The organism is Sphaerotilus sp. (assembly GCF_041083715.1).
GTDB lineage: Bacteria > Pseudomonadota > Gammaproteobacteria > Burkholderiales > Burkholderiaceae_C > Sphaerotilus.
Map to the genome: position 1 here is coordinate 1 of NZ_JBFPGY010000311.1, position 6,408 is coordinate 6,408.

5 protein-coding genes are annotated in these 6,408 nt (G+C 63.5%); 2 read left to right on the forward strand and 3 right to left on the reverse strand.

The features are described 5' to 3' along the window. Positions 1-959, forward strand: a 959-nt coding sequence (locus tag AB3X43_RS14450; RefSeq protein WP_369430560.1) for a GNAT family N-acetyltransferase, incomplete at its 5' end; no start/stop codon positions are given. A 29-nt stretch (positions 960-988) separates the two neighbouring features. Here the strand turns inward: AB3X43_RS14450 and AB3X43_RS14455 are convergent. From AB3X43_RS14455 to AB3X43_RS14465, 3 genes are all read right to left on the reverse strand, one after another. Next, positions 989-2,062, reverse strand: coding sequence for a glycosyltransferase family 2 protein (locus AB3X43_RS14455; protein WP_369430561.1), 1,074 nt, complete (start codon positions 2,060-2,062; stop codon positions 989-991). A 170-nt stretch (positions 2,063-2,232) separates the two neighbouring features. Beyond that, on the reverse strand, positions 2,233-3,777 hold the full coding sequence (locus AB3X43_RS14460) for a lipopolysaccharide biosynthesis protein (protein ID WP_369430562.1): 1,545 nt from the start codon (positions 3,775-3,777) through the stop codon (positions 2,233-2,235). Positions 3,778-3,885: 108 nt separating this feature from the next. Continuing rightward, the gene (locus tag AB3X43_RS14465) at positions 3,886-4,797 is read right to left on the reverse strand and encodes a polysaccharide deacetylase family protein (RefSeq protein WP_369430563.1); all 912 of its coding nucleotides are present in this window, start codon (positions 4,795-4,797) and stop codon (positions 3,886-3,888) included. A 616-nt stretch (positions 4,798-5,413) separates the two neighbouring features. Here AB3X43_RS14465 and AB3X43_RS14470 point away from each other — a divergent pair. Beyond that, positions 5,414-6,408, forward strand: a 995-nt coding sequence (locus AB3X43_RS14470; protein ID WP_369430564.1) for a glycosyltransferase family 2 protein, incomplete at its 3' end; no start/stop codon positions are given.

A 6,408-nucleotide genomic window follows, 5' to 3' on the forward strand; every position in this document is an offset into this window, starting at 1 on the left:
CACTGGTGGTCGACGGGCCAGTCCGCCAGCGGTTCGGGCTGCGCTTTTGCAGCACGGCGTTTCTGCATGCGACCGGACAGCCCGAATTCGACATTCTCACCGTCGAGCACAACGATTTCCTGCTCGATGGTGACCAGGCGGACGCGGTGCGAGCGGCCATGCTCGGTCACTGGCTGGAGCAGTTGGGTGGCGTGACCGAAGTGACGCTACCGGGACTGGCAGGCAGCGGCTGGCCGGTGGGTGCCGAGCAGACCGCGCGGCGCAAGGTGACACGTGAAGACTGGGTGCGCCGCTCCTATGCCGTGGACCTGCAGGCGGTGCGTGAAGCGGGCGGTGACTTCCTGAAGCTGATCAGCGGCAACAGCCGCTCGCAGATCCGCCGCAGCATGAAGGAATACAGCCGCCTCGGCGCACTCACGCTGGAGGTGGCCACCACGGTGGCGCAGGGCCTCGACTGGCTGGACCGGTTGGCGGCGCTGCACCAGGCGCATTGGGTAGCGCAGGGCGAGCCGGGGGCGTTCAGCAACGCCTTCTTCACCCGCTTCCACCACACTCTGGTGGAGCGGCATCTGCTGGACGGTGGGGTGCAATTGCTGCGCGTCGCCGTCGGTGAACACGATCTGGCCTTCCTCTACAGCTTCGTGCGTGGTGGCCGGGTGTACTTCTACCAGTCGGGTCTGGAGTACGGCCTGATCGAGAAACACGCCCGCCCCGGTCTGGTGGCCCATGTGCTGGCCGCCCAGTACAACGCGGCCCAAGGGCATCAGGTCTATGACTTCATGGCAGGGGAGTCCCGCTACAAAGTCAATCTGGCAACGCTGGATGAGCAGATGACCTGGACGACGCTGCGTACCTCGGCCTGGCGTTTCGATCTGGAGGCGGCGCTGCGCCGTCGGCGCCAGCGCAAGGTGGCTGCTGTGGCTGCCGCGCCAGCGGTCACCGAGGCACAGACCGACTGAGCCGGCGTTCTGCAGACGAGCCTGACGCATCAGGCCGTGTGCAAGGCCCTGCGGTGGCGCCTGGCGGCCAGCGCCCAGGCCGGAGTCAGGATCTTGAGCAGCACCCGCAGTGTCAGCGCATCGATGCGCCCGAACCGGACCACGCTGCGGGTCAGCAACTGGGCCGCTTTCCACTTGTCGTGGTCCACCTCGGCATCGGCTGCATCGGCACAGAAGAAACCGAGGTCTGCCCGGAAGCGTGGCAGTTCGGCGAGGTAGAGCGCTTCATCCCGTCGGCAGATGCGCTCGGCCACCCGCAGCGTGTCGGTGCTGGCCTTGATGCGGTGGCGGGGGGACGACATCTGGGTCGCTGACAGTCGGTATTCCAGCAGCGGCCGCTCCACGAAGGCGATCGCGCCCACGGCGGCTGCACGCGTGATCCAGTCCCAGTCGCACATCGAGCCTGCTTCAGCATCGAAGGTTCCTGCCGTGTCGAGCACCGTGCGCCGGAACATGATGGTCGGCGGATGGACGAAGTTGCCGTGGACCAGCGCACGGTAGGCATTGCCGCGGTAGACGGTGGTCTGGTGGTCGGACCCGGTGGCGGTCGGTGATGCGGGCAGGCAGCCCTTCACGTCCAGGACTTCGGCCTGACCCAGCAGCGACTGCACGCCGTCCGGTGCCCGGCCGATGCTGGCGTAGTAGTGGCGCGCGTAGGCGGTGCCGACCAAGCCTTGTTCGTTGAACGCATTGAAGTCGCTGCAGCACAGCACGACCTCTGGCCACCGCTGCAGCACCTGTGCCTGCACGGCCAGGCGCTCCGGCCGGCACAGGTCATCCGCGTCCATGAGGGCAATCAACTGTCCACGTGCTGCTGCCACGCCAGTGCGGCGTGCACTGGCGAGTCCACCGTTGTGCTGCCGGATCGTGCGGATGCGGTCACCGTAGGTCGCGAGGATTGCTGCGGTGTTGTCGGTGGAGCCATCGTCCACCACGATGATCTCGATGGTCGGCCAGGTCTGGGCAAAGAGGCTGTCCAGCGTCGCAGGCAAGGACTGCTGCGCGTTGTATGCCGGTATGACGACGCTGATCAGCCCTGGCGGACTGACGGAAACTCCTGACATGGCTTCGGGCTCCGGAGCGCCCTTGCGGGCAATGTGGTTCTCTTCTGATCACATGGATGATTTCAGAAGACGCCCCAAAAGGGAAGTTTTCCCACTTCGAATCGGCATGGATCAAACACCACGCCACCCCACATTCAGATTCACCAAAGGTTGGCGCCGTGTTTGCAAGTTCAGACGTGCCGTGCCCAGGGAATCAGTAGAAAGGCCAATCGCTTGAATGCGGGAATTCGATTACCGAGATTGCCGAGCATGGCCAGATCGTATTGGTTCCAGACCTTGAAGATCAAGGTGCATGCCAGATAGGCCAGGACGTACAGGACTCCGACCAGAATCTGGTGCAGCGACGAGGGCGAGTCGGTGGCGATCAGCGCGCCCATCGACACGGCAGCGGCGCTGAGGGCGGCTGCCGTCATGCGCGCTGCATCGCCATAGGGCAGGGGAACCTTCAGTACCACCCGCACGCAACCGAACGAGAACAGGAACACGGCTGCCGTTGACAGCATGTGCGCAAAGATGGCGCCTTGCAGGCCGTAGAGCGGCACCAGCCACAGCGCTGCGGCTGCGCTGACGATGACCGCGAAGATCGACTCTGCCGCCCGCAGGCGCTGGTTGTCGGTGATCGAAAGCAGTGCACCGAAGGCCGCGTGCGACAAGGTGAATCCGCGGATGATCACCATCATCTGCAAGGCAAACGCGGCGGGGGCGTACTTGTCGCCGTACATCAGAGAAATGACCGGCGTGGCCCAGAAGAAGCCCACGCCCGTGAGCAGCAGACCGAGAAAATGGAAATACCGGACGGCGTCGCCGGCAATGCGGTTGACCCGGTCACGTCCACCTGCGCCAAAGGCATTGGCCATCATCGGCATCAGCACCGTGGTGAGTCCGGTGGACAGCAGTTCGACGCCTCCGCGGGTCAGCGTGGCCGCGATCGTGAAGAAGCCCACCGCCTCTGCGCCGGCCAGCTTGTTCAGCAGGAACGTCTCGACCGCCTTGTTGCTGAAGGCGAATACGAAGGTGGACACCATGGTCCAGAAGAGATGGGGTCGGACCCGCTGCAGCAGGGTTTCCTCGCAGGCTTGCCCGCCTTTTCGGATGTCGGCGCGGCGCAGCTGCATGGTCGCCATGATCGGGTGGGCGACCGATACCAGCAAAAACAGCAGCATGAAGCCTTCCAGCGGCACACCCAGCATCGACAGCACGCCTGCGCCGACGAGGTTGACCAGGCTGAGGGCGCTGACCGAACTGGCCTCGACGCCGAACCGCCCGTGGCCCTTGGCGACCGAAATGCTGAACAGGTACCAGGCCTTGGTCGCGGAGGCCACCAGCGCCACGAAGGCGAAGTAGGTCAGATGGCCTTCCCAGCCAGCCGGCTTGAGGATCGGGACTCCGATCAGGAAGAGCGCACCGATCACGAGGATCGACCAGCCCTGGCGCTTCTGGAACCAGCGGTGCAGTGCCTGCGCACCTGCGTGGTCGCCGCGACCGAGCGACTCGGAAACGAAGCGGATCGCCGACGTGGTGAGGCCGTGGTTCATCAGCAGCACCAGCACGCCCGACAGCCAGATCAGGTAGGCGTAGCGGCCGAAGTCAGCCGGACCGAGCCCGCGCGCCACCAGCATGCTCGCCACCAGACCGGCGGCATACGCGACATAGGTCGACCCTGTCATCAGCAACGCGGAGCGCAGCATGGCCTTGGCACCGAACTGATTGCTCATCGCGTCACCCCGACTGGCAGGGGCGTCATCCAGCCCGGTGCAATAGAAAACCCTGCCATCAATCGGACCTGACGGTCTCCGTGAATTCTGAAAGCGCCGAAGTGTAGGTCAATCGGCGACCTGTCGATGTCGGTGGGTGGCCATGCGCACCATGCGGGCCACGAACTGTGCGGCACTGCGCTCGCGCGGCATGAAGCGGGGCAGCTGGAAGCTGTCCGCATCGTCGGAGGCGACGCCGACCGCCGTGGACACCGCTGCCTTGTAGCCCGCACTGGTCACCATGCGTGCGTGCGCTGCGGTGTAGTCCAGATTCGGCTTGCCGTTCGGATAGGCGAAACACAGAGGCTGCCGGCCGGTCAGCGCGGTGAGGTGGTCGCGGTTGGTTTCGATCTCGTGCAGCGCCACGTGGCTGTCGACGCGGGCCAGGATCGGGTGGTTGACCGTGTGGCCGCCGATGTCAACGCCGGCGTCGGACATGGCCTTGACGTGCTTGTCGTCCATCATGAGGTCGGTCGGCAGGTGCGATCCGGCGCGGCGGCACAGGTCCTCGCAGAAGTCGTCGCGTTCGACTGGATCCAGGTACTTGACGGCCTTGGTCAGCTCGCTGATCAGTGTGCGGCGGGAGGACACATCGCTCACCAGGCGCTTGCCGAGTCCGACGCGTGACAGATCGATCTCGCCGGTGTCCAGGCGCCGGACGGTTTCGACCACCGAGTCGTTGAACATGCGACCGCCGTTGAGGTAGCCCGTCGCCACGAACACGGTGGCAGGCAGCTTGTACTCGCGCAGCAGCGGCAGCGCGAGATCGTGGTTGTCGCGGTAGCCGTCGTCGAACGTGATGCAGGCTGCACCCGGCGGCAAGCCTCCGTTGCGCAGAAGTTCCGCAGCTTCGTGCAGCGGCAGGACGTTGAAAGCGCTTGCCAGCGTATGGAATTGTTCAGCCAGCAGCGCCTGGTGCGGTACATCCGGCTGCAGCGGATCGGGTTCGGTCAGCACCCGGTGGTACATCAGGATGGGCAAAAGATTGGTTCCCGAGGGATATCGGGCCTGTACGAACCAACGTGCAATCGGACGTGAAATCCTGATCATTAGAGGTGCTCCCACTCCCCGGGTGGTGTTCCCGTAGCATTGATATTATGTGCAACGTAACTTAACGTTTCCATCAGGGTAGACAGAATTCTTTCTGCAAGCCGGGCCCGAATCGCCTTGATGTGCGATGTAAATGAAAATTACGTATTCAGACATGCGCGATCGGTGCCGTCATGGACGGTGTGCACTGGAAACGATTGACCGCCGCACCCCGAACTGAAAGTAGGTCGGTGATCCGGCGGCCGTATTGTGAAGCTTGCCAGCAGTTCGAACGTTGAAAAGGGCATCAAATTCGCGCTTGCAGGCGCCTATTTTCATTATTTCGCGTCGGATGGTGACAGACCGTGGCGGGTCAAAGCTGACGCCAAAATGAAGCACTTGGTTGAAGGCCAATCCATTGTAGACCGCAACATTTGTTGAGATTAGCATCGTCACAGGCAAGAAAAGTAACCTGCTTGTGACCTGATCCTCGAATGAGTCTGACGATTGCTGATTGCGAGCTTGACAAGTGATTGATGTATCCATTGTCCTTCCAACGTTCAATCGGGTGGACGTGATCGGGCGGGCCGTGGCCAGCGTCCTGATGCAGTCCCACCAAGACTGGGAGCTGATCGTGGTCGATGACGGCTCGACCGACGGTACACGCGATCGGATCGAAGCGCTGGACCCGCGCATTCGCTACATCGAACAGTCCAATCAGGGCGTGTATGTCGCCCGCAACACGGGCTTGAGTGCTGCACGCGGGCGGTTCGTGACCTTCATGGATTCCGATGACGAGTGGATGCCACATTTTCTGGCACTGACCACTGCATTCCTGAGCGCGCATCCGGACCGCCATTGGGTGACCACCGAGTTCTTCGAAGACCTGGGCGATGGTTCATCGCCGATTCTTCATGATCGGCACGATGTCGGCGTTCTGTACAACGGTTTTGCTCGCGCGATCCGGTCTCGTGCATTGTTGCTGCCGGCGGGGGTGAAAGACGACTACCTGCGCGTCTACGACCGCAAGCGCATCGTCGGGGCCTGGGGCCGCGAGATCGTGGAGTCCATCGGGCAGCCGGATGCGATGCTCTACGAGGGCGAACTGTTCCGCCACATGCGCTGGGGCTATCTGAACTGGTTGCCTGTGACCGTGTGCCGACGCGAGGCCATCGATCGGATCGGCCTGTTCGCCACCCACACGCGCAGTGCCGCCGATTACCACTTTCTCGCCCGGCTGGCGCGCGAGTTTCCGGCCAGCATGATCGCGGTGCCTTCAGCGATCAAGTACGAGCGGGCTGCTGGCAACCAGGTGCTGGCACAGGGGCACTTGGCCACGGGCAGCGGGGCGTTCCGCTTCGAGGTCAACAAGCTCGGCTTCTTTGACGAACTCTTTGCCGGGCCCGCCTGCACGGACGAAGAGACGCTTCGCCTGCGACGTCACTACTGCCTGGCGACCGGACACCGGGCGCTGGGGCTCGGCTTGCGGTCCGAGGCCCTCACCTATCTCCGGCAGGCCGCAGCGTGGCAGCGTGGCTTGCGGGTGGCCTGGCCGATGCTGGC